Source organism: Enterococcus sulfureus ATCC 49903, from assembly GCF_000407605.1.
GTDB lineage: Bacteria > Bacillota > Bacilli > Lactobacillales > Enterococcaceae > Enterococcus_G > Enterococcus_G sulfureus.
Window position 1 is genome coordinate 224,014 of record NZ_ASWO01000003.1, and the last position, 22,612, is coordinate 246,625.

At 38.5% G+C, this 22,612-nt stretch carries 21 protein-coding genes; 17 read left to right on the forward strand and 4 right to left on the reverse strand.

Annotated features, from left to right (window positions below; all coding sequences use genetic code 11):
* The first annotated feature begins 441 nt into the window (after positions 1 to 441).
* The 4 genes from I573_RS04935 to I573_RS04950 are packed head-to-tail and all read left to right on the forward strand — an operon-like array spanning position 442 to position 4,273.
* On the forward strand, positions 442 to 1,515 hold the full coding sequence (locus I573_RS04935; protein ID WP_016186037.1) for a methionine ABC transporter ATP-binding protein: 1,074 nt from the start codon (positions 442 to 444) through the stop codon (positions 1,513 to 1,515).
* Between the two features lies 1 nt (position 1,516).
* On the forward strand, positions 1,517 to 2,200 hold the full coding sequence (locus I573_RS04940) for a methionine ABC transporter permease (RefSeq protein WP_016186036.1): 684 nt from the start codon (positions 1,517 to 1,519) through the stop codon (positions 2,198 to 2,200).
* Between the two features lie 15 nt (positions 2,201 to 2,215).
* The gene (locus I573_RS04945) at positions 2,216 to 3,055 is read left to right on the forward strand and encodes a MetQ/NlpA family ABC transporter substrate-binding protein (protein WP_016186035.1); all 840 of its coding nucleotides are present in this window, start codon (positions 2,216 to 2,218) and stop codon (positions 3,053 to 3,055) included.
* Between the two features lie 18 nt (positions 3,056 to 3,073).
* Positions 3,074 to 4,273 carry a M20 family metallopeptidase gene (locus tag I573_RS04950; protein WP_016186034.1) on the forward strand — a complete coding sequence of 400 codons (1,200 nt, stop codon included), beginning with the start codon at positions 3,074 to 3,076 and terminating at the stop codon, positions 4,271 to 4,273.
* Positions 4,274 to 4,302: 29 nt separating this feature from the next.
* Here I573_RS04950 and I573_RS04955 read toward each other — a convergent pair whose 3' ends face one another.
* Positions 4,303 to 5,076, reverse strand: a complete 774-nt coding sequence (locus I573_RS04955; protein ID WP_016186033.1) for a LysR family transcriptional regulator — start codon at positions 5,074 to 5,076, stop codon at positions 4,303 to 4,305.
* A 107-nt stretch (positions 5,077 to 5,183) separates the two neighbouring features.
* Between I573_RS04955 and I573_RS04960 the strand changes: the two genes are divergently transcribed.
* From I573_RS04960 to I573_RS04970, 3 genes are all read left to right on the forward strand, one after another.
* The gene (locus I573_RS04960; RefSeq protein ID WP_016186032.1) at positions 5,184 to 5,693 is read left to right on the forward strand and encodes a DUF4865 family protein; all 510 of its coding nucleotides are present in this window, start codon (positions 5,184 to 5,186) and stop codon (positions 5,691 to 5,693) included.
* Between the two features lie 147 nt (positions 5,694 to 5,840).
* Complete coding sequence (locus I573_RS04965) at positions 5,841 to 7,289, forward strand: catalase (protein WP_016186031.1); 1,449 nt, start codon at positions 5,841 to 5,843, stop codon at positions 7,287 to 7,289.
* A 149-nt stretch (positions 7,290 to 7,438) separates the two neighbouring features.
* Positions 7,439 to 8,395, forward strand: coding sequence for a S41 family peptidase (locus I573_RS04970; RefSeq protein ID WP_245555065.1), 957 nt, complete (start codon positions 7,439 to 7,441; stop codon positions 8,393 to 8,395).
* Positions 8,396 to 8,434: 39 nt separating this feature from the next.
* On the opposite strand, the gene I573_RS04975 is transcribed toward I573_RS04970, so the two are convergent.
* The gene (locus I573_RS04975; RefSeq protein WP_016186029.1) at positions 8,435 to 9,325 is read right to left on the reverse strand and encodes an aldo/keto reductase family protein; all 891 of its coding nucleotides are present in this window, start codon (positions 9,323 to 9,325) and stop codon (positions 8,435 to 8,437) included.
* Between the two features lie 270 nt (positions 9,326 to 9,595).
* Between I573_RS04975 and I573_RS04980 the strand changes: the two genes are divergently transcribed.
* Complete coding sequence (locus tag I573_RS04980) at positions 9,596 to 10,447, forward strand: helix-turn-helix domain-containing protein (RefSeq protein WP_245555066.1); 852 nt, start codon at positions 9,596 to 9,598, stop codon at positions 10,445 to 10,447.
* 147 nt (positions 10,448 to 10,594) lie between these two features.
* Here I573_RS04980 and guaA read toward each other — a convergent pair whose 3' ends face one another.
* Complete coding sequence (gene guaA / locus I573_RS04985) at positions 10,595 to 12,160, reverse strand: glutamine-hydrolyzing GMP synthase (protein WP_016186027.1); 1,566 nt, start codon at positions 12,158 to 12,160, stop codon at positions 10,595 to 10,597.
* A 98-nt stretch (positions 12,161 to 12,258) separates the two neighbouring features.
* Positions 12,259 to 13,182 (reverse strand): type I pantothenate kinase, encoded by a 924-nt coding sequence (coaA, locus tag I573_RS04990; protein WP_016186026.1) that lies wholly within the window; start codon positions 13,180 to 13,182, stop codon positions 12,259 to 12,261.
* A gap of 140 nt (positions 13,183 to 13,322) precedes the next feature.
* Between coaA and I573_RS04995 the strand changes: the two genes are divergently transcribed.
* From I573_RS04995 to I573_RS05035, 9 genes are all read left to right on the forward strand, one after another.
* Entirely contained in the window at positions 13,323 to 13,925 is a 603-nt protein-coding gene (locus tag I573_RS04995) for a class I SAM-dependent methyltransferase (RefSeq protein ID WP_016186025.1), read from the forward strand.
* 101 nt (positions 13,926 to 14,026) lie between these two features.
* The gene (locus I573_RS05000) at positions 14,027 to 15,043 is read left to right on the forward strand and encodes a LacI family DNA-binding transcriptional regulator (protein ID WP_016186024.1); all 1,017 of its coding nucleotides are present in this window, start codon (positions 14,027 to 14,029) and stop codon (positions 15,041 to 15,043) included.
* A gap of 134 nt (positions 15,044 to 15,177) precedes the next feature.
* Positions 15,178 to 16,479, forward strand: coding sequence for a pyrimidine-nucleoside phosphorylase (locus I573_RS05005; RefSeq protein WP_016186023.1), 1,302 nt, complete (start codon positions 15,178 to 15,180; stop codon positions 16,477 to 16,479).
* A gap of 26 nt (positions 16,480 to 16,505) precedes the next feature.
* Entirely contained in the window at positions 16,506 to 17,168 is a 663-nt protein-coding gene (deoC, locus tag I573_RS05010) for a deoxyribose-phosphate aldolase (protein WP_016186022.1), read from the forward strand.
* Positions 17,169 to 17,181: 13 nt separating this feature from the next.
* A complete protein-coding gene (locus I573_RS05015) occupies positions 17,182 to 17,586 on the forward strand; it encodes a cytidine deaminase (RefSeq protein ID WP_016186021.1) in 405 nt (134 codons plus the stop codon).
* Between the two features lie 74 nt (positions 17,587 to 17,660).
* Positions 17,661 to 18,755: a BMP family lipoprotein gene (locus I573_RS05020; protein WP_016186020.1), complete on the forward strand. Its 1,095-nt coding sequence runs from the start codon at positions 17,661 to 17,663 to the stop codon at positions 18,753 to 18,755.
* Between the two features lie 178 nt (positions 18,756 to 18,933).
* A complete protein-coding gene (locus I573_RS05025) occupies positions 18,934 to 20,469 on the forward strand; it encodes an ABC transporter ATP-binding protein (RefSeq protein WP_155855538.1) in 1,536 nt (511 codons plus the stop codon).
* Positions 20,462 to 21,613, forward strand: a complete 1,152-nt coding sequence (locus I573_RS05030; protein WP_035020569.1) for an ABC transporter permease — start codon at positions 20,462 to 20,464, stop codon at positions 21,611 to 21,613. Before I573_RS05025 ends, I573_RS05030 begins: the two co-directional genes overlap by 8 nt.
* Positions 21,613 to 22,566 carry an ABC transporter permease gene (locus tag I573_RS05035; RefSeq protein WP_016186017.1) on the forward strand — a complete coding sequence of 318 codons (954 nt, stop codon included), beginning with the start codon at positions 21,613 to 21,615 and terminating at the stop codon, positions 22,564 to 22,566. Before I573_RS05030 ends, I573_RS05035 begins: the two co-directional genes overlap by 1 nt.
* Positions 22,567 to 22,612: the final 46 nt, after the last annotated feature.

Genomic DNA, 22,612 nt, shown 5'->3' on the forward strand with positions numbered 1-22,612 from the left:
ATAAATAGAAAGCAATTGAACCTTCGTTTTTATTGGTGAATTTTATGTATTTAAATCGTAATTTATGTTATTAAATGAAAAAGACGATTGACGCTTGCTTTAAAGTACGCTATTGTTAGCAACAACAAGAAACACAAATTAAATACATCTACATTGCGTGGAAATGATAAGTACAAAAAAGAATCTTTCATCAGAGAGTCTGGGTAGCTGAAAACAGACAAAGAAGGCATTTTGGAAAATGGTCATGGAGCAATTCGTTGAAGCGATAAGCGGGTAAACGACGGGAGCAACCGATATTTTGCTAGAGTATGATAGTACTTGAAGAGGGAATGTGCGCGAGCAGATTCTAAATTAGAGGTGGTAACGCGAATTTTCGTCCTCAAACATTAGGTTTAATGTTTGGGGGCTTTTTTTTATGCCAAAAAAAGGGGGAAACGCAACATGATCGAGTTAAAACAAGTCGATGTGGTCTTTACACAAAAGAAAAAAACAACGATCGCCGTATCGAATGTCAATTTATCTGTGGAGAAAAAAGATATCTTTGGTATCGTCGGATATTCTGGAGCTGGAAAAAGTACCTTGGTTCGTTTGATCAATTTATTGCAACGACCAACTAGTGGGGAAGTCATCATCGATGGAGTCGATCTAACGAAGATCTCTCATCGCACCTTACGTCAACAGCGCAAACAAATCGGAATGATCTTTCAACATTTCAATCTATTTAATGCGAGAACCGTATTTGATAATGTCGCGTTTGCGTTAAAGTATTCCGGATTAAAAAAAGCTGAGCGAACTGAAAAAGTAACTAGCTTACTTCAATTAGTTGGACTAGAAGATAAAGCACAAGCCTATCCGAGTCAATTATCCGGTGGACAAAAACAGAGAGTCGCCATTGCACGAGCTTTAGCAAGTGATCCTAAAATTTTACTGTGTGATGAAGCCACCAGTGCACTAGATCCGAAAACAACGATCCAGATTTTAGAATTATTGCAAAAATTAAATCGTGAATTGGATTTGACGATCGTTTTGATCACACATGAAATGCAAGTCGTCAAAGAGATCTGCAATAAAGTAGCGGTAATGGAAGATGGACAGATCATTGAGCAAGGACGTGCACTCGATATTTTTAGTCAACCACAAAAAGCGTTAACGAAAGACTTTATTCGAACAGCAACCCATATCGATCAAGCATTGGCGACGATCTTAGAACATCCGCAGTTTTCAAATCTATCACCAAATGAATGGTTAGTCGAATTGTCTTATGTAGGAGATGAAACGGATCAACCGTTGATTGCACAATTATTTAGTCGTTTCCAAGTGACGACCAATATTTTATACGGCAATGTTGAAATCATTCAAGGAACCGCGCTGGGCACATTAGTTGTAGTCTTAACTGGAAACCATAACCAAAAACAAAAAGTATTTGATTATTTGAAAAAACATCGCGTAAATGCCACGTTATTAAAAGAAGCACACAGCAAACATCAAAATTTAACTTTAGTAGGAGGCGCTTGATATGGACGCATTACTCACTCGTTACATCCCAAACGTTGTCGCTAGTAAAGATGATTTTATTATAGCTACAACTCAAACGTTATATATGGTCTTTTGGACTGCGTTGATTGCAGGGATTTTAGGAATTATTTTAGGGGTATTACTTGTCGTGATCAGACCAAATGGCATCTTAGAAAACAAAGTCATTTATCAAGTGTTGGATAAAGCCATCAACGTCGTGCGCTCGATCCCATTTATTATTTTACTTGCTTTACTTGCTGTTGTGACCAGATTTATCGTCGGGACAACGATCGGAGAACAAGCCGCATTAGTCCCATTGATCATCGGGATCATTCCTTTTTATGCTCGACAAATCGAGAATGCTTTACTCGAAGTGGACCATGGAGTGATCGAAGCCGCCCAAGCGATGGGGACAAGTAAGTTTGGCATTATTGTACGCATTTATCTAATCGAAGGCTTGCCAAGTATCGTCCGTGTTTCAGCATTGACGATGATCAATGTGATTGGATTAACGGCCATGGCCGGTGCAGTAGGTGCAGGTGGACTAGGAAACTTAGCCATCTCAAGAGGATACAACAGATTCCAAACAGATGTGACGATCGTCGCGACAGTACTCATTTTAATTTTAGTTTTTATCAGTCAATTTGTTAGCAACGTCATTATCAAAAAAATCAGTCACGCATAATTAGGGGGAAATCATATGAAGAAAATTTTATTAGGGTTATCAGTTTTATTTGCAGGAGCAGTATTAGTCGGTTGTGGAAAAAATAGTGAGTCAAAAGAAGCAGCTGCAGCAGAAGATACTACAGTCAAATTAGGTGTCGTAGGAGACAATACCGATGTCTGGGACGATGTCAGCAAACGATTAAAAGAGGAAGGAATCACGATCAAATATGTAAAATTCACGGATTATACAACACCAAATACCGCTTTAGCAGACGGCTCGATCGATGCAAATGCCTTTCAAACTGAGATCTTTTTAGATGCGTACAATAAAGAAGCCAATACTGATCTAACACCGATTGGATTGACTGTTATCGCGCCACTTGGGATCTACTCAGATAAAATCAAAGATGTTTCTGAATTGAAAAAAGGCGACACTGTCACGATTCCAAACGATGCAACGAACAATGGTCGCGCATTACTGTTACTTCAATCAGCTGGTGTACTCACAGTCGATAAAAAAGCCGGTCAAACACCAACTTTAGCTGACGTCACAAGTAATCCATTAGAGTTGAACATCAAAGAAGTCGATGCCGCACAAACTGCACGTTCATTACCAGATGTCGATGTCGCGATCATCAATAGTGGCATGGCTGTCGATGCTGGATTGACCCCTTCAAAAGATGCGATCTACTTAGAACCAGTTAGTGATGGCTCTCGACCATACGTTAACGTAATTGCCGTTAAGAAAGAAAATAAAGACAAAGAAGTATACAAAAAAATCGTCGAAGCCTATCAAACTGAACAAACGAAAAAAGTAATCGATGAAACTTCAAAAGGCTCATCAAAAGCCGCATGGGAAGATTTTACATTATAAAAAAGGGAGTCTGATCATATGACAGTCAAAGTAGCTGAACCAACGATTATTGAAGAATACATTACTAAACGCTTAGCCCATTACCAAGAATTAGCGTTAGCTATCCACGATACACCTGAAGTGAGTAATTATGAGTTTTTTGCTCAAAAAACCTTGGTCCAACTGCTCACAGAAGAAGGATTCGAAGTCGAAACGGACGTAGCTGGACATCGCACTGGATTTGATGCACGTTACAAAGGAAAAAAATCAGGTCCAACTTTAGTCTTTTTAGCAGAATATGATGCTTTACCCGGAATCGGACATGCATGTGGTCATAATCTATTTGGAATCACCTCGATTTTAGCAGCAAGTTCGTTAAAACAAGTTGTCGATGAAGTCGGTGGAGAGATTCGGGTGTACGGAACACCTGGGGAAGAAGGTGGCGAAAATGGTTCAGCAAAAGGTAGTTTCGTACGGGAAGGCTTTTTCAAAGATGTGGATGCAGCACTTTGCTGCCACCCTGGATATGGATACAGCACCACAGGACCAGGATTGGCTAACGATCCTGTCGATATAAAATTTTACGGTCGTGCTTCTCATGCAGCCGCTGCTCCTGAAAAAGGTATCAATGCTCTAGATGCCGTAATCCAAGTCTTCAATAGCATCAATGCGTTAAGAGAACATGTGCCAAGCGATGTGCGCATTCATGGGATCATTACAGATGGTGGTGTTGCAGCCAATGTCGTACCAGAATTTGCTTCAGCTCGTTTTTACTTACGTGCTTTAAGTCGCTCAACACTCAATGAAGTCTATGAAAAAGTCGAAAATATCGTAAAGGGAGCCGCACTGGCAACAGGAACCACTTACGAATTTGGGCTTTTCCAAAACTCAGTGGATGACATCATTATCACACCAAGCTTTGACCAACTCTTTTTCAAACATTTAACACAAGCCAATATTGATCAAAGTGAGATTCGTACCGAACTGCCTACTTCATTTGGTTCATCAGATGTAGGAAACGTTAGTCAAGTGATCCCAACGATCCAACCAGTAGTCTCGATTTCAGAAGAGTATATCGCTGGACACAGTATCGAATTTAAAGCAGCGGCACGCAGTGAAAAAGGCTTGAATTCCATCGCAATTGGGGCCAGTTTACTTGCGTTAACGGCTTTAGATCTACTAGAAGATCCAGAACTACTCGATGAGATCAAAGAAGAACATGCGAAGTTGATTCACTAAAAAAAGAACTTTCTGCGGAAAGTTCTTTTTTAGTGTGCTAAATGAAATTTTTTTGAAGTGAGACGTGCAGCGTAGGTATAGATCGTGATGGATGGGATAAGTGAATCTAATGGAATACGAGTTAAATGTGTCGCATACGATAATACCTTTTGTGGTAAAATCGCGGCTACACTCTCGTGACTTAGCACATGAAGTAAGCTATCAAATGTATCCATTTCAATAATCTGTGCATCTTTTAAAGAAGGAGTTTCAAGGTACTCAAGAGTAGCTTTTCGATAAGGACAATATGGATCGCGACTAACTAAAAATATCATTGGAATATCTGTTGTCGTCCCAATACATGTAATGGATTCTTCAAACGAATCGACTTGGATCAATCCATGTTCTGTGAGTGGTGTGTTCACTACTATAAAATCAAGCGTATGCTTTTTTAAATCTTCAATAAGTTGATGAATCGGTGAAATAAAAATATCAACTTCGGGACGTACATAATACGGTTCAAAATAATTCCGAGAAAGAGTTTGTGTTGTCCCGATTTTTAATACATTATTTTTTGAAAACAACGTATCTACTTCATTAGTAAGAGCTAAAAATTTTTCGGTATATGGAATAAATTGTTCTCCATTTACGGTTAAAGACATTCCTTTATTGGTCCGTTGAAATAGTAAGATACCTAGTTCCTCTTCTAATTTTGCAATCCGTTTGCTGATATTTGACTGGGTGTAGCCTAACTTTTCAGCAGCTTTTATAGTCGATTGCTGTTGTACTACTTCGTAAAAAATTTTAATATCATTTAGCTCCATCGATTTAGCTTCCTTTGCTATTCCATTTTGGAATTTTGTTATGATTTATAACCATTATACAACGAAATTATCTCACGTATAATTTTATTTGAAAGGAGAGATGTAGTATGAATGCAATGCAATATAACATCACATTACCAAACGATTATGATATGGAGGTCATCAGAAATAGAGTAGCAGAGAATGGGATGAAAACAGATGGATTTGAAGGGTTAGCACTAAAAGCCTATCTGATTATAGAACAAAAAGATCGTAAAGAGTACGCACCATTTTATTTGTGGGAGCAGACAGGAGGGATGAATCGATTCATTTTTGAAGGATTCTACGATAATATTTTGACCTCATTTGGCTGGCAACATATCAACATCGCGATCCCATTATTGACGGAGATTTCGGATAAAATCAAAGAAGCCCGTTATGTAATCGAGATCGAGCAGGATATCAAACGTACAAATAGTATGCAAAAACCTCATTACTCACTACCCCATTTGGAATGCTTGGGTAAAACAATAGTGTACAATCCGGATAAATGGAAATATGTTGAATTTTATTTTGTAAACGAGCAACCAGAAGCAGTAGAATGTAATATATATGAGGTCTTGCATATCTCGAAATAATGAAGAAACAAGCTAAACTCTTAGCTTGTTTCTTTTTTTTGTATAAAATAACATTTTAAAAATATTATTTGATTTAAAAAAGGCTTATCTTTGATGAAAAAACAGATTTATTGTACAGTTAAATTATAACGAAAAGGAGGAATGTACATGGTAAAAGAATGGTTAACAACAGCAGATGGTGCTCCAGTGTATGACAATCAAAATTCGGCAACAGCGGGGGAATTCGGCCCCATTTTGATTCAAGATGTTCACTTATTAGAAAAACTAGCACACTTTAATCGTGAACGTGTGCCTGAGCGTGTCGTTCATGCAAAAGGTGCAGGAGCGCATGGCGTATTTAAAGTCACGAATGATGTATCAAAATATACGAAAGCAAGTTTCTTATCTGAAGTTGGAAAAGAAACAACAGTATTTGCGCGTTTTTCAACTGTAGCTGGTGAACTAGGTTCTGCGGATACGGTACGCGATCCACGTGGATTTGCAATAAAATTTTATACTGAAGATGGCAACTACGATATCGTAGGGAACAATACACCGGTCTTTTTCGTCCGCGATCCACTAAAATTCCCTGATTTCATTCACACACAAAAACGTGATCCAAGAACGCATCTAAAAAGTCCAGATGCAGTATGGGATTTTTGGTCGTTATCACCAGAATCTTTACACCAAGTGACGATTTTAATGAGTGATCGTGGAATTCCAGCTACGATGCGTCATATGCATGGGTATGGTAGCCATACGTTCTTATGGGTCAATGATGCTGGTGAAAAAACGTGGGTCAAATATCATTTTAGAACCAATCAAGGCGTGAAAAATCTTGATGTGAACTTAGCGGCAGAGCTTGCTGGAACTAATCCAGATTATCATATCGAAGATTTACACAACGCGATCGAAGCTGAAGATTATCCATCTTGGACCTTATGTGTACAATTGATTCCTTTTGAAGAAGCGCAAAAACGACCAGAATTATTATTTGATGTGACCAAAACAGTCTCACAAAAAGAATTCCCATTAGTCGAAGTCGGTACGATGACGTTAAATCGTAATCCTGAAAACTACTTTACTGAAGTGGAACAAGTGGCGATGTCGCCTGGTCATTTAGTCCCTGGAATCGAAACATCACCCGATAAATTGTTGCAAGGACGCTTGTTTGCTTACGGTGATGCACATCGCTATCGTGTCGGAGCGAACTACTCACAAGTTCCGATCAATAAACCAGTTAGTCCAGTCAATAATAATCAAAAAGATGGTGCTATGCGGATGGACAACGGTTCGACTTCGATCAACTATGAACCAAATAGTTTCAATGAAGTCAAAGAAAATCCAGCAGTTAAACCAGCTGGCTACGAAGTCCATGGTGAGATTGGCCATTATAGCTATGATCAAAACTTCTACACACAAGCAGGAGATTTGTATCGTTTGCAATCTGATGAGGCAAAAGAACGCCTAGTCCAAAATGTAGTCGATGCGATGACACCCGTATCAAAAGATGAAATCAAAAAACGTCAAATCTATCATTTCTACCAAGCCGATAAAGAGTATGGTACAAAAGTTGCTCAAGGCTTAGGGATGGAAGATGTGATCAAAGAGTTTTAAAAAGAGAAGATAAAAGAGAGCTGAATCGATAATGATTCAGCTCTCTTTTTGTTAGTTAAAAAAGTATCGACTAGTCTAAACTTAAGCCATTAGTCTGATTATTTTCATTAAGCAGTATGTTTTAATACAGATAGGGTATAAAAGGAGAGATGATCAAAGTGAAACTATTTAAGCGGTTATTAATAGGAATCGGGATAGGATTTATTTCGTTACTGGTAATTATTTATTTGTACGGTTATAAATTAAATATTTATCTTATACCACCATCACCTCAAAAGTATGTTGCCGTTGCCTTAGAGAAAATGGAAGAATCAGGGATCTATAGCGAATCAAAAGCTTGGAAGGAAATCAAAACAAAAACTCTAGAAAAAACAAAAGATGCGTCTACCTATTCTGAAGCATTACCTAGTCTTGAAGAGGCAATAAAAGTGGCAGGTGGCAAGCATTCGTTTATTGAAACATCGCAAACTCAATTTGATCATTCTGAAAAATTTGAGCCTAAAGCAGAAGTTGAACAAGAAACTTTATATTTAACTGTTCCAGAGTTTACAGGTACACAAGTTGAAGCAAATGAATATGCAAATATATTAGAATCAGCTTTACATCAAGATAATTATACAACTATCATGATTGATTTACGTGGAAACCGAGGAGGAAATATGACACCGATGATTCTTGGATTATCAGCACTCTTACCTGATGGAAAGCTTTTTGAATATATCGATAAAAAACAAAATACAAAATCTGTAGATTTATCTGCCGGAAAGTTAAATAGTGGTGGTGCAGCAATTGAGCTAAAGAATACGCATAAAATAAATAATAAGTCGATTGCTATTTTAATCGATGAAAATACTGGAAGTTCAGGTGAACTGACGGCAATCTGTTTTAAAGGATTACCGAATGTGAAATTTTTTGGGTCAAATTCCGCAGGATATACTTCAGCTAATCAAGAAGTCTATTTATACGACGGCGCGAGGATGCAATTGACGACAGCATTTATCAGAGATAGAAGTGGAAGTGTTTATCAAAATGTCCCAATTTGTCCAGATATCCATACTACTGAAAGTAAACAAGCAGCATTGACTTGGTTAAACCATAAAAATTAAAAATAACCTAGCCTCCTAAAAAAGGAAGCTAGGTTATTTTTATTTAAAATGTTTTTTATACAACAAGCCTGTTTCTAACGCTTCGGGAGTGATTCTGTCTTCCCATGAAGCGACTTGTTCTTGGTATTCTTTCGCTGTAAAACGATTCATTTGATCGATCGTTTCAAGATCTTCACGATCAATACTAAAATCTAAAGCAAAGTTTTCCTCTACGCGAGCAGGGTTACTTGATTTTGGAATAATATGATAGTTATGACTGACCGCCCAGTAGTTTAACAATTGTCCGATATTAATGTCATATTTGGCACACATTTCATCCAATTTCGCTTTTTCCTCAGTGCTTAACGCCGATTCTGGATAGAAAGGATTTGGTGAAAAATAAGGTTTAATGATCGAATATCCGACTAAAAGAATGTCATGGTCAAGACAATAGTCTTCTAATTCGATCGGTCTAGTTGTTGGTGAACAGACGATTTGATTACAGTAAGGTTTGACACCTGTTTTTTGTACGAGGTGTTCAATCCCTGCTATAGAGAAGTTCGATACGCCGATATGCTTGATTTTTCCTTCTTTTTGCAAGTTGATCAATTCTTGATAAGCAGTTAGATTTAGCTCTGGACTTAATTCAGCATGCAATAAGACTAGGTCTAAATAATCGGTTTGAAGTCTAGTTAAAGATTCTTCAACAGATTGTCTTGTAAAGTTCAAATAGTTTTGAGGAGCAACTTTTGTCGTTAAGAATAGTTCATCTCTAGAAATCGATTGTTTAGCTAAAATCTCACCAATATCGTATTCGTTATTGTATACTTGGGCCGTATCGATGTGACGGTATCCAGTATGTAGAGCCGTTTCAATCGCTTTTTCAAGCGTCGGAAAATCTGTTAATAACCAAGTACCAAATCCGATTTGAGGCAGTTGTTTTTCATTCATAGTATTCGCTCCTTATAGATAGTAAAGTTATTATACACTTGAGTGTTGGATTTCGTTAACTCTTACGTTCTTGATTTGTTTTTTTAATGCTAGTCAATTTTATTCTATGAGAAAAGCTAATTAAAAAACGCGATAATTTATATTTTTTCGTTTAAAATATTTACGCTGTAAACCATCAAAAAAGACTTATCTATCAACATGCACGTAATAAGTGCGGTACTTTTTAAGCATGTTATGAGAAAATAAACACAAATAGAAAATGAGGTGATCATGATGCATATAGGTAAAAATATTGCGATCTATCGGAAAAAAAATCATTTAACTCAAGAAGAACTAGCTAAAAAATTATCAATTACTCGACAATCTGTTTCAAAATGGGAAAATGAAGAAACCTTGCCTAGTATCGATAACTTGGTGACATTGAGTGGTCTTTTGGATATTTCTTTAGATGAACTCATTACAGGTGAAGCTTATCTTCATTTTCCATTGGAGTACGGAGTGATCCAACATCGGAAACTCTTATATCTGTTTTTACTTTCTCCTACATTTATTGCGATTTTGATTGCCTTAAATGCTTTTACAAATTTTAGTGAGAACTATTTTTATTTAGCTATCGCTCTTTTGATGCAAATTCTCCTATATTCTGTATTTGTGTATCTATTCCCATTGAGAAAAAGTCGACTTTATACACATTGGACTCTGACGAAAAAAGGAATTGATGTACCCATTTACAAGATGAATTTCTGGACTGAATTATGGTTGCCCATCAAAGAGTTGATAAATCGACAAACGAAATTTATCTCTTTTGATGAAATTGAGTATTTGAGCTTAGAAACTAATGCTTTCCGCATAGATCCTAACGTAGGCGTTGGTTTTAACGGATATTTTGTTCGTAATATTTCGATAATGAATGAAGCTTTTGAGTTAGCGATAATGACTAAGCAAGGAGACACATATAAATTAGATTTAACTGGATACTATTTTACAGATACCAAAGATCGTCAATTGCTGTACTCGATTTTATTATTTTTAAAACGTAAACAAATCCCAATTCACGATCCACATCATGTACTGCCTTTAATCAAAGAGCGAAAATCTGTAGTCGATACACTCTATGTTTAAATAGGCTTTGTAATGAGTTAAATAATCTTGATTGCTGCTATAAAAGTACGTGTTGAAATAGTAAAAACAGTCTCTATCAAACTTTTGATAGAGACTGTTTTTGTTTATTGTAAATCTGATAAGTCAGAAATTATGTTCTAGATATTTTTATTCCCACTCTACTGTTGCTGGTGGTTTACTTGTAATATCGTACACGATGCGGTTTACGTGTGCGACTTCGTTTACGATGCGTACTGAGATTTTTTGTAACACATCCCAAGGGATACGCGCAAAGTCTGCTGTCATCCCATCGATCGACGTTACAGCACGGATACCGACAGTGTAATCATACGTACGGCCATCGCCCATTACGCCGACACTGCGGATACCTGGTAAAACAGTGAAGTATTGCCAGATGTCACGGTCTAAACCAGCATTGACGATTTCTTCGCGTAAGATCGCATCTGATTCGCGAACGATCTCTAATTTTTCTTCTGTTAATTCACCTAAGACACGAATTCCTAGACCTGGTCCAGGGAATGGTTGGCGCCATACGATGCTATCTGGCATGCCAAGTTCAGTTCCTAATGCACGAACTTCGTCTTTGAATAGGGTATTTAATGGTTCGATCAATTCAAATTGCATGTCTTCAGGAAGACCACCTACGTTATGGTGCGATTTGATCGTTTGGGCTGTTTCAGTACCGGATTCGATCACGTCTGTGTAAAGCGTTCCTTGTGCTAAGAAAGAAACGCCTTCTTCGCCAGCAAGTTTTGTGGCTTCATCATCAAATAGATAAACAAATTCGTTTCCGATGATTTTACGTTTTTGTTCTGGATCAGAAACACCAGCTAATTTATCTAAGAAACGATCTTTAGCATCAACTTTAATGATGTTCAAGCCGAATTTTCCGCCTAAACTTTCCATTACTTGTTCTGCTTCGCCTTTACGTAATAGACCATGGTCTACGAAGATCGAGGTTAATTGATCACCGATCGCTTTTTGTAATAAGACACCGACAACACTTGAATCCACTCCGCCAGATAGGCCAAGTAGGACTTTTTTGTCGCCAACTTTTTCACGGATCGCTTTAACTTGCATGTCGATAAAGTTTTCCATGCTCCAGTCTGCGCTACATTGACAAACGTCTAATGCAAAGTGACGAAGTAAGTCGTTTCCATATTCTGAATGACGTACTTCTGGATGGAATTGAACGCCATACATTTTACGCGCTGCATTTTCGATTGACGCGATTGGGCAATCGTTACTTGTTGCAACAACTTCAAAATCAGTCGGAGCTTTTGTCACTAAATCACCATGACTCATCCAAACCGTTTGTGTTTGTGGAGTACTTGCAAAAAGAGCTGCTTTTGCATCAGTGACTTCAAGTTGAGCTTTACCATATTCTTTGTTTTTTGCAGGTTCAACACTTCCGCCTAAACGGTGCGTCATCAACTGCATTCCATAACAAATACCTAATACGGGAATGCCTAGATCAAAGATTTTTTCATCGATTCCAAAAGAACCGTCATCATAAACGGAGTTTGGTCCACCAGAAAGGATGATTCCTTTTGGATTCATAGCTTTTACTTCTTCAGCTGTGATGCGGTGGCTTAGTAATTCAGAAAAAACACCAAATTCACGGATACGGCGAGTGATCAATTGATTGTATTGGCTACCGTAGTCCAATACGATGATTTTTTCAACGTTTGGCATGTTGTCAACGTTCGTCACGATTATTACCCCTATTCTTTAACAAATTTTGTAGTACAATATTTTATCCTCTATCATAAGGGAGGAAGCTGGATTTTGCAAAAGCTATTTACGATTTATTAATATTTTCTTAGATGAACTTCATCTATTGTATGCTTCAACGTTTTATGCAAGATAATATCTGCTCGACTGCGTGTCGGTAAGATATATTCGGTTAGGTTGACTAAATTGATCGTTTTCCAAACATTTTTCGCCACTTTAAGCGCATCTTTACGATTACCAGTAGCGAGATTGTAGTAGTAATTCGATGGATCTTGAAAAGCAGTATCGAGTAAGGATTCAAATCGTTCTAAATACCATTTTTCGATCAATTCTGGATCAGCATCGACAAAAATCGAGAAATCAAAGAAGTCACTGACATAGATTTGTTCATTAGCTGGAAGTTGTAAGGTATTGATTCCTTCTACGATCAAAATATCTGGTCGATCAATAATCTCAACTTCATCGTCGATAATGTCATACACACTATGCGAATACATCGGGATCTCGATATTGGGTTTACCTGATTTGACTTCATCTAAAAAGTGGATCAGTTTTTGCATATCATAACTTTCAGGAAATCCTTTGCGATTCATGATGCCGCGTTCTTCTAACACTTTATTCGGATGTAAAAAGCCGTCTGTGGTGATCAATTGGACTTTACGTCTTGAAAATAAACGGTCGAGTAGGGTTTGTAAAACTCGAGCTGTCGTACTTTTCCCGACGGCCACACTACCAGCGATCCCGATAATAAAAGGAGGCATTTTTTCATAGCGATGTAAAAAGAGCCCTTTACTCAAGGTAAGCGATTCAAATTCTTTCATGTATAAATGGATCAAATGACAAAGTGGGATGTAGATATCTTCTACATCTTGCATCGAGATGCGGTCATTCAAACTTTTGATGCTATCTAATTCTTCTTGGGTCAAAGGGGTGTGTCCTTTGCGATAAAATCCTTGCCACTCAGAGCGAGGGATTTGATAATAATTGGTCATTTCCTTCATGAGAAAGCTCCTTTGTTTAGTCTCAAGTAGTGTACCATAAAATTTCTTAAATTCGCAGAAGTGGGGTTATTTTTTAGTTAGGAGTTTACAAGTAAGTAAAATTTAGTATGATTAGGACAAAGACTTAAAGGAGTACGAAGATGAGCAATCACTATTACACCAAAAATCCGGATCTAGACCACAACTATTCGGAATTTACATTTGAATTAAAAGGACACACCTTTCGTTTTCTAACAGACAGCGGCGTGTTTTCAAAATCAACGATCGATTTTGGCTCCCGCGTCTTGATCGATGCCTTTTCTGATCGAGACTTACCAGAAGGCAAAATCTTAGATGTTGGCTGTGGCTATGGACCAATTGGCTTAGCCTTAGCTAAAACAACAAGCAGAACCATTGAAATGGTCGATATTAATGAGCGTGCCGTCGAACTGGCGCAAAAAAATGCCGCACACAATCAGATCGCAACGGTCGATATCCATCCTTCTTATCTATATGAGACGCTAAATGATACAGAGTATGCTGCGATCGTCAGTAATCCACCGATCCGTGCAGGTAAACAAGTCGTGCACCAAATTTTAACGGATGCCTATGCTTTATTAAAGGCTGCTGGAACCTTAACCGTTGTCATCCAAAAGAAACAAGGAGCGCCGAGTGCGAAAAAACGGATGGAAGAAGTCTTTGGCAATGCTGAGATCATCGCTAAAGACAAAGGATATTTCATTATCCAAAGTACAAAAGTATAAGAAGTACAGGACCGCAAAGATGCGATCCTGTTTTTCGTTTACTACTAGAAAGCGTTTACTAAATTTGGTAAACTGAAGAAAAAACTAAAGGGGGGCTCGTTGTGAAGTTAACGATTCGTCAAATTGCGGAACTTGCAGGAGTTTCGGTCACGACTGTATCACAAATTTTAAATAATAAGGGAAGTCGCTTTAGTGAAGAGACGAGACGCAAAGTATTGTCAATCGTCGATGAATATCATTATCGGCCAGATTTTTTTGCATCGAATCTAATCAAACGACATTCAAAAACGATTGGGATGATCGTACCTGATGTAACGGATTCTTTTTTTTCAAAGATTGTTGAAGGGGTCGAGCAATATATCAACCCATTAGGCTACATGTTGATTTTGTGTAATTCTAGACAAAGTTTGCAAAAAGAATTGAAATGTCTAGATGATTTAGCGCATCGTGCTGTGGACGGAATCTTACTTGCTACCCCCCATATGCTGCCTGAAGAATATAATTTAAACAGTGCATTTGCCAAACGAACACCGATGATTTTGATTGATCGCGGCATCAATCAACGTGATTCAGGGCGCTTGATCATCAAAGAATATGAGGGATCTTATTTAGCTGTAAAACATTTGATCCAACAAGGGCATCGTCATATCGGGATTTTAAAAGAAAATACAGGTTATTATCAATTGGAAGAACGATTCAATGGCTATCGCTTAGCTTTAAAAGATGCAGATATTCCATTTCGTAAACAATATGTCGTAAGCAATGAACTGACGATCTTAGGTGGTTATTTAGCAGCAAAAGAATTGTTGTACCGTAAAGAGATCACAGCGATTTTTTGTGGGAATGATCTGATGGCAATGGGCTGTTATAAGGCGATCCACGAATCCGGACGAAAAGTACCAGATGACATCTCAGTGATAGGTTTTGACGGAATTCAATTTACGGAGTATATGAGCCCGCCACTAACTACGGTAGCGCAACCAACTTTTGACATTGGCTTTACCGCAGCGAAGTTTTTAGTGGACGCGATCGAATTTCCTAAGCATCGAGTGCCAAATAAAATTTTTGATACAAAATTAATTATTCGTGAGAGCGTAAGACCATTGACAAATGGTTGATCGCCTTGTATAATCAACAATGTAAAGGCTTTCAATATATTTGTTGTTTTTAGTAAACTGTTTTACTAAAGTGGTTTACTAGTGATGATTTTAATGTATAATAAAGCTAAGTTAAGGAAGCGAGGTTCTTATCTATGCGCATGGTCGATTTAATCGAGAAGAAACGTGAAGGACAAAGTTTATCGAAACAAGAAATTGAATTTATTATTTCGGAATACACGAACAATCAAATTCCTGACTATCAAATGAGTGCACTTCTTATGGCGATCTTTTTTAAAGATATGACGGATGAAGAAATCACCCATTTGACATTAGCAATGGCTCATTCAGGAGAAGTAATGGATTTGACTTCGATCGAGGGCATTAAAGTAGATAAACATTCTACTGGTGGTGTTGGCGATACAACGACATTGATCTTAGCTCCACTTGTCGCAAGTGTGGACGTACCGGTTGCGAAAATGTCTGGTCGTGGTCTTGGTTACACAGGAGGTACCTTAGATAAATTAGAAGCGATTCCTGGATTTAAAATCGAAGTATCTGAATCACAATTTGTCGATTTGGTAAATGAAAGTAAAGTCGCTGTAATCGGTCAATCAGGAGATTTAGCTCCGGCAGATAAAAAATTATATGCCTTGCGTGATGTGACTGCGACAGTGGATTCGATCCCTTTGATTGCAAGTTCAATTATGAGCAAAAAAATCGCAGCTGGTGCTGATGCAATCGTTTTAGACGTGACGACCGGTGATGGTGCTTTTATGAAAAATCTAGACGATGCACGTCGCTTAGCACATACGATGGTTCGAATCGGAGCGTTAGCCAATCGCCAAACGATGGCTGTTATTTCAGATATGTCGCAACCATTAGGTGAAGCGATCGGAAATAGTTTAGAAGTCGTTGAAGCGATCGAAACATTGCAAGGAAACGGACCAGAAGATTTGACTGAAATGTGCTATGCACTAGGTAGTCAAATGGTGGTGTTAGCTAAAAAAGCGGACACGTTAGAAGAAGCTCGTGAATTGTTGAAAGAAGCTTTAGAAAGTGGACGTGCCTTAGAAAAATTCAAAGAAATGATCCACAACCAAGGTGGAGACGCAAGTATTGTGGATGAACCGGAAAAATTACTGACAGCACGTTATGAAATTGCAGTTCCTGCGAAAAAAAGTGGTGTGATCCAACAAATGGTCGCGAATGAGTTAGGAATCGCAGCAATGATGTTAGGTGCTGGACGTAAAACAAAAGAAGACGAAATCGACCATGCAGTAGGATTGAAGCTTCACAAAAAAGTAGGCGAATCTGTTTCAGAAGGAGACGTATTGCTAACGATCTTTAGCAATACAGAAGACGTTGAAGAAGTAATCGAATTGATCCAAGCAAATATTACGATCGGTGAGACGGGAGAAGAGCCTCCGTTGATCCACGAAATTATTACGGAATAACAAGCAGAAATGAGGAGCAAGTAATTATGGAACTAAATCGTATGATCGACCACACCATTTTAAAAGCAGATGCCACTAAAGAAGTGGTACAACGAATTATTGATGAAGCGAAAAAACATCGTTTCTACTCAGTTTGTGTAAATCCAACTTGGGTAGCCTTTGCAGCAGAACAATTAAAAAATGAACCTGTAGCAGTATGTACCGTAATTGGATTTCCTTTAGGAGCCAATACACCAGAAACGAAAGCATTTGAAACAAACGATGCGATCCAAAATGGTGCAGATGAAGTCGATATGGTAATTAATATCGGTGCTTTAAAAAGCGGAATGCTAGAACTTGTAGAACGTGATATCCGTGCAGTAGTAGATACCGCTAAAGATCGCGCATTAGTGAAAGTAATCATCGAAACAGCATTATTAACAGATGAAGAAATCGTAACAGCTTGTGAGTTAGCGAAAAAAGCGGGAGCAGATTTTGTTAAAACTTCAACCGGATTCTCAACAGGTGGTGCAAAAGTGGATCATGTTCGTTTGATGCGCACGACAGTTGGTCCTGAAATGGGTGTGAAAGCTTCAGGTGGGATTCATAGCGAAGCAGACGCTTTAGCGTTAGTTGAAGCAGGCGCAACTCGTCTAGGAACTAGTGCAAGTATTGCTATTATCTCTGGTCAAACTGGAGTTGGCTACTAAAGGAGTGACATATATGTCAACAGCAAAACAAGAATGGATCGATGTTGCCATCGAGGCATTGGATAAAGCATATGTACCGTATTCACATTTTCCAGTTGGTGCGTGTTTAGTAACAAAAGACGGTCACATCTATCAAGGGTTAAATATTGAAAATGCTTCGTTTGGGCTAACAAATTGCGCGGAACGTACCGCTATATTTAAAGCAGTATCAGAAGGCGAACGCGAATTTCAACATTTGGTCGTTGCAGGACATACACCAGAACCGATTTCTCCATGTGGTGCATGTCGCCAAGTGATTTCTGAATTTTGTGCACCAGATATGCCAGTTACGTTAATTGGCGATGATGGGGTCAAAAAAGAAATGACTGTAGAAGAATTGTTACCATACTTTTTTACCGATAAAGATTTAAATGTATAATTTTTAATCCATGTTCATTCGGTCGTTTTCGACTTGTGAAAATAAAAAAACTATTTATAGGGGGCTTTACAGCAATGAAAAAAGCAAAATTATTTGGTTTAGGTGTAGTCGCACTTTCAAGTACTCTACTATTAGCAGCATGTGGAAGTAAAAGCGATGATTCATCAAAAGATAGTAGCAAGACAGATAACCACAGCGTAGCGTTAGTAACAGATATCGGTGGGGTAGATGACCGTTCGTTTAACCAATCTGCTTGGGAAGGCTTGCAAGAATGGGGTAAAAAACACGATATGAAAAAAGGTACTGGAGGCTATGATTATATCCAATCAAACGATGCTTCTCAGTATACAACAAACGTAAACAGTGCTGTACAAAATGGCTTTAAAACAATTTTTGGTATTGGTTACTTATTAGCTCCTTCTATTAAAGAAGCAGCAGCACAAAATGCAAATGTTAACTTTGCGATCATCGATGACGTTGTAGAAGCAGACAACGTGGTTTCTGCCACATTTAAAGATAACGAAGCAGCTTACTTAGCAGGTGTTGCAGCAGCTGAAACAACAACAACAAATAAAGTTGGTTTTATCGGTGGTGAAGAAGGTGCCGTAATCGACCGTTTCCAAGCTGGTTTTGAAAAAGGTGTTGAAGATACTGCGAAAAAATTAGGTAAAGAAGTAACTGTTGACGTACAATACGCTGGATCATTTGGTGACCCTGCTAAAGGAAAAGCATTAGCAGCTTCAATGTATCAAAATAACGCAGACATCATTTACCATGCTTCAGGTGGTACTGGTGCTGGTGTGTTCCAAGAAGCGAAAGCAATCGATGAGCAATTAACTGAATCAGAACTTGCAACAAAACAAGTTTGGGTTATCGGTGTGGATAGCGATCAACAAGACGAAGGTAAATTCAAAACAAAAGACGGTAAAGAAGCTAACTTTACATTAACATCAACACTTAAAGGTGTAGGTGCTGCTGTAGAAGATATTTCAACTCGTGCTTTAGATGACAAATTCCCTGGTGGACAACACTTAGAATATGGTCTTAAAGACGGTGGTGTAAGCATCACTGATGGTTACTTATCAGATGCAGCGAAAAAAGCAATCGATGAAGCGAAACAAGAAATCATCGATGGCAAAATCACTATCCCAGAAGCTCCAGAAAAATAATTCAACATTCAGAGGTGGTCAGGCGAATCAGATCGCCTCTGTTCTTGGTTTTTTTACGAAAGGAGAAGCGTGTCTTCTCTTTTGGTAAGGAAATCCTTCCTTTAGTTGACACAAATAACCGCAGAAAATAAGTAAGGATGTGAATAAAGTGGCCCAAGAGCAAAATTATGTCATTGAGATGCGTCACATTACGAAGCAATTTGGTACCTTTAAAGCCAATGATGACATTAATCTGCAGCTACGAAAAGGAGAGATCCACGCATTATTAGGTGAAAATGGTGCGGGTAAATCGACGCTGATGAACATGTTGTCTGGTATTTTGGAACCAACCTCAGGCGAAATTTTATTGAATGGAAAAGAAGTGAACATTTCAAGTCCGACAGTAGCCAATCGCTTAGGTATTGGGATGGTGTATCAGCATTTTATGTTAGTGGATGCTTTTACAGTAACAGAAAACATTATTTTAGGTAGTGAAAAAACGCATTTTGGTATGTTAAACAAAAAAGATGCACGTGCTGAAATCGAACAAGTTTCAAAACAATATGGTCTTTCTGTTGATCCTGATGCGTTAGTTCGCGATATTTCAGTCGGAATGCAACAACGGGTTGAGATTTTAAAAACATTGTATCGTGGTGCCGATGTGTTGATCTTTGATGAACCAACTGCTGTATTAACACCACAAGAAATCGAAGAATTGATTGCGATCATGAAAGAATTAGTTAAAGAAGGCAAATCGATTATTATCATTACGCATAAATTAGACGAGATCAAAGCAGTAGCTGATCGTTGTTCAGTTATCCGTCGTGGTAAGAGTATCGGAACTGTTGATGTAAAAGACGTAACCTCACAACAGCTAGCAGATATGATGGTTGGACGTGCGGTATCGTTTAAAACAGCGAAAAAAGAAGCAAGACCACAAGAAGTTGTTTTGAGTGTCGAAAATCTTGTCGTTAAAGAAAATCGTGGACTAGAAGCAGTTAAAGACTTAAGTTTAGAAGTTCGTGCAGGAGAAGTATTAGGGATCGCCGGAATCGATGGTAACGGTCAATCTGAATTACTTCAAGCTTTGACTGGATTACGCAAAGTCGAAAGTGGCGAGATCAAATTAAATGGAGAATCGCTTACTAATTTATCTCCGCGTAAAATTACAGAAGCTGGTGTCGGTAACGTCCCTGAAGACCGCCACAAATATGGTTTGGTTTTAGAGATGTCTTTAGCCGAAAATATCGGGATCCAAACTTACTATCAAGAACCTTACAGTAAAATGGGTGTGCTAAATTATGGTGAGATCAACGAACACGCGCGTGATTTGATCCAAGAATTCGACGTGCGAACAGTAAGTGAACTTGTCCCAGCCAGTGCATTATCTGGTGGGAACCAACAAAAAGCCATTATCGCACGTGAGGTCGATCGTAATCCTGATCTATTGATCGTAGCCAATCCGACACGTGGATTAGACGTAGGGGCAATCGAGTTTATCCACAAACGTTTGATCGAGCAACGTGATAAGATGAAAGCTGTTTTACTTGTTAGTTTTGAACTAGAAGAGATCTTAAATGTTTCGGATCGAATCGCCGTGATCCACGCTGGTAAAATCGTGGGTATCGTTGATCCAAAAGAAACATCAGAAAAAGAATTAGGGTTGTTGATGGCAGGATATTCATTAGAAGAAGCCAGAAAAGAGCTAGCTGAGGTAGGTGAGACTGTTGAATAATCGAGCAGAAAAAATTAGAAATCTGTCGGTTCCGATCATTGCGGTTATCTTGGGATTCCTTCTAGGTGGCTTGATCATGTTGATCTTTGGGTATAATCCAGTGACTGGATACCAAACAATGTTTCGAACTGTATTTGTAGATATGCAGTCTGGTGGGATCAATGCCAGAAATATCGGAGAAGTATTTGTAACCGCAGCGCCGTTGATTTTTACAGGTCTTGGGTTTGCCGTAGCTAACTCAGCTGGATTCTTCAATATCGGGCTTTCAGGCCAAGCGCTTTGTGGATGGGTTGCTAGTATTTGGGTAGCGTTATCGATGCCAGAAGCATCAGCAATCGTCGTATTACCAGCAGCGGTAATCGCAGGGGTGGTAGCAGGAGCAATTGCTGCAGCGATTCCAGGGATCTTACGTGCATTCTTTGGCACGAGTGAAGTAATCGTAACCATTATGATGAACTATATTTTATTATACGTTAGTACACATATCGTAAACAACGTGATGAGCCCAGATATTATCTCGACTAAAGGGGTAACAAAGACGATTTCAAGTAGCGCCTCTTTGCAAACAAGTTTTTTATCTAATTTAACTAATGGTTCACGTCTAAACTTAGGAATCTTCTTTGCTATCCTATTTCTAGTATTGATTTGGTTCTTAATGAAGAAAACGACATTAGGATTTGAAATCCGTTCAGTAGGGTTGAATCCATTTGCTTCAGAATATGCAGGAATGAGCAGTAAACGTACGATTATTATTTCGATGGTGATCTCAGGAGCACTTGCAGGATTTGGTGGAGTGGTTCAAGGTCTTGGAACATTCAACAACTTCTTTGTTCAAGGATCATCATTAAGTATTGGATTTGATGGAATGGCCGTATCGTTATTAGGTGGCGGTAGTTCGATCGGGATTTTCTTAGCTGCTATTTTATTTAGTATCTTAAAACTTGGTGGACAAGGAATGCAATTTGCCGGTATTCCATCAGAATTAGTCGATGTAGATATTGCGATCATTATCTTCTTTATCGGAATTAGCTATGTAATCCGTTTTGTTTTAGCAAAATTCTTCCAAGGTAAAAAAGAAGTGGTTGTTGTAAATGAAATTGAAACCAAACCAGACGATGAATCACAGGAAGGGGGTACGATCTGATGAGTATCAATGAGATTGCATCAATTGTAACCCAGACATTGATTTATGCCGCACCGCTGATCTTAACAGCATTGGGCGGAATCTTTTCAGAGCGTAGCGGGATCGTAAACGTAGGACTTGAAGGAATTATGGTAATGGGTGCGTTTAGCTCAATTGTCTTTAACTTAACGTTTGCGGATCAATTTGGTAGTTGGACACCGTGGTTAGCCATGTTATGCGGTGGACTTGTCGGAATGATTTTCTCAGTGTTACATGCGGTAGCGACCATCAATTTCCGTGCTGATCATATCATTAGTGGTACTGTATTGAACTTGATGGCTCCAGCTTTAGCAGTCTTTTTAGTTAAAGTAATCTATAGTAAGGGGCAAACGGATAATATTACACAAATCTTTGGATATTATACGTTCCCAGTGTTAAGTGATATCCCGGTAATCGGAAAAATCTTTTTCACCAATACGACGTTACCTGCATACTTTGCGATTTTAGTAGCAGTATTGGGTTGGTTTATTATCTTTAAAACAAAATTTGGATTACGCTTGCGTTCTGTGGGTGAACATCCACAAGCGGCAGACACTTTAGGGATTAACGTATATGCGATGCGTTACTCAGGTGTATTGCTATCAGGATTTTTAGGTGGTATGGGTGGAGCATTGTTCGCTCAATCGATCTCAGGACGTTTTGCGGTAACAACGATCTCAGGACAAGGTTTCATTTCATTAGCTGCCTTGATCTTTGGTAAATGGAATCCACTTGGTGCAATGGGAGCTGCGATCTTCTTTGGTTTCGCACAAAACTTGAGTATCGCTGGACGCAATATTCCAGTCATCAATTCGATTCCAGATGTGTACTTACAAATTACACCATACGTATTAACAATTATTGTTCTAGTGATTTTCCTTGGAAAAGCTTCAGGGCCAAAAGCGAATGGTCGTAACTATATTAAATCTAAATAAGGTATCTAAAAGGGGTGAGAGGAAGGAGAGAAGTCAACTTTGTCTT